Genomic DNA, 752 nt, shown 5'->3' on the forward strand with positions numbered 1-752 from the left:
AGGAAGTACTGGCTGGGGTGGTAGGAAACCCAGCGTGGTGATCCTTTTCTTCTGCTTAGCTGGTACTGCCGTGGAAATGGGGCAGTATTGGGGGCCTTTTAGCCGAAAACTGGCGTGAGAAGCCTCCGGTAGGCGCTAGTGGGGCCTGAACTGTGGGTCCTGGGAGGTAAAGTCCGGGATCAGTTGGGGTTCGGAGCCCAGAGGCAAAAAATAGGATGAAGAACCCGCCCGAACACCCGTGAGGATGCCCGGACGGGGAAGTTTTATGCTAAACCCACCGGCAACCTGATCTGGTCAACGATCTCACGCTTCTGCTCGTCAGAGATACCTGCTGAGTAGATGCTGTAGGTGATCCCGTTCTCTGAGCGGGCTGACTTGTGCCCGACCAGTGACGCCGTGAAGTGCTCAGGGACGCCTGTTCGCTCACATTGGGTGATGAACCACTTGCGGGTGGAGTGGAACACCAGCCCCGGCCTTTCTATGCCCAAAGCCACCCTCAGGGCAGCGAAGCGCTTGGTTATGTCGTTCACCTTCAGTCCGGGGAACAGAGGGCCAGTGCTAGGCAAGGCAGACAGCACGGGCTCCAGTGCCGAATGAACCGGAACTATCCGCTCCGCCGCATCGGTCTTTAGCAACCGGAGTTGGTTGGGTCGAACGTGGAAGAACTGACCAAGATTGCCCTTTGCCATCAGATCCTCACGGAGCAAGCCCGCAGCTTCACCAGCTCGCATACCAGACAGCACGCAGAGCAG

The 752-nt window shown here is 58.1% G+C and carries 1 protein-coding gene; it reads right to left on the bottom strand.

Features of this window, described 5'->3' with window-relative positions; all coding sequences use genetic code 11:
- Positions 1 to 263: 263 nt before the first annotated feature.
- The coding region (locus tag DL239_RS21390) for a tyrosine-type recombinase/integrase (protein WP_369410612.1) at positions 264 to 752 on the bottom strand (489 nt) is incomplete at its 5' end.

The organism is Parasedimentitalea denitrificans, from assembly GCF_011813015.1.
Taxonomy (GTDB): domain Bacteria; phylum Pseudomonadota; class Alphaproteobacteria; order Rhodobacterales; family Rhodobacteraceae; genus Parasedimentitalea; species Parasedimentitalea denitrificans.